The organism is Parafrigoribacterium mesophilum (assembly GCF_039652555.1).
Lineage (GTDB): Bacteria > Actinomycetota > Actinomycetes > Actinomycetales > Microbacteriaceae > Parafrigoribacterium > Parafrigoribacterium mesophilum.
The window spans coordinates 1-940 of record NZ_JBDJAF010000012.1 but is presented as its reverse complement, the minus strand read 5'-3'; the positions used below and the strand labels follow the sequence as shown (position 1 = coordinate 940).

Here is a 940-nt window from a genome sequence, read left to right as displayed (position 1 = left end):
GAGCTTGTCAAGTTGTCTGTGTAAGTGTCGGTTTATAGGTAGCGGTTGATTCTTTCGGGGTAGGCCAGGCTGAGTTGGGCGAGGGCTTGTTTCCAGTTCGTGGTGATCTGGCCCTCGACGAGTCGGCCTTCGGCCTTGCGGGTGTCTCGGTTTCGTCCTTTCTCCTTGGCCCGGTCGCGGGCTCGGTTGTCTTCGATGTTGCAGATGGCCAGCCAGAGCAGTTTCACCACGGCGGCATCGCTCGGGAAGTGTCCCCGGTTCTTGATGATCTTGCGCATCTGGTAGTTCAACGACTCGATGCTGTTGGTCGTGTAGATCACCCGGCGCAGCATGGGCGGGAACGCCAGGAACGGGATGAACCGCTCCCAGGCGTTCTGGAACGTCTTGACCGTGGTCGGGTAGCGGCTGCCCAGCTCGGAGACGGCGAACGCCTCTAGGGCGGCCTCGGCGGCCTCGACGGTGGCGGCCGTATAGATCGGCTTCAACGCGGCGGCGACGGCCTTGCGGTCTTTGTAGTTCACGAACCGCATCGCGGCGCGGATCAGATGCACGACACAGGTTTGCACGGTCGCCTCCGGCCAGGTCGCCTCGATCGCCTCGGGGAACCCGGTCAACCCGTCGCAGCAGACGATGAGGACGTCTTTGATGCCCCGATTGGCCAGCTCCGCGCACACACCGGCCCAGAACTTGGCGCCCTCGGTTTGTTGCACCCAGATTCCCAGGACGTGTTTGATGCCGTCCATGTCCACCCCGACGGCGATATGGGCGGCCTTGTTGATCACGTGCGCCCCGTCCCGGACCTTGACCACCAGGGCGTCCAGGTAGATCACCGGGTAGAGGGCCTCCAACGGTCGAGACTGCCAGACCAGCACCTCCTCGAGCACCGCGTCGGTGATCTTCGAGATCGTCTCGTGGGACAGCTCCGTGCCGATCGTTGATG

1 protein-coding gene is annotated in these 940 nt (G+C 63.0%); it reads right to left on the bottom strand.

Annotated features, from left to right (window positions below; translation table 11 throughout):
• Nucleotides 1–32 precede the first annotated feature (32 nt).
• The coding region (locus ABFX56_RS15885) for an IS256 family transposase (protein ID WP_346234341.1) at nucleotides 33–940 on the bottom strand (908 nt) is incomplete at its 5' end.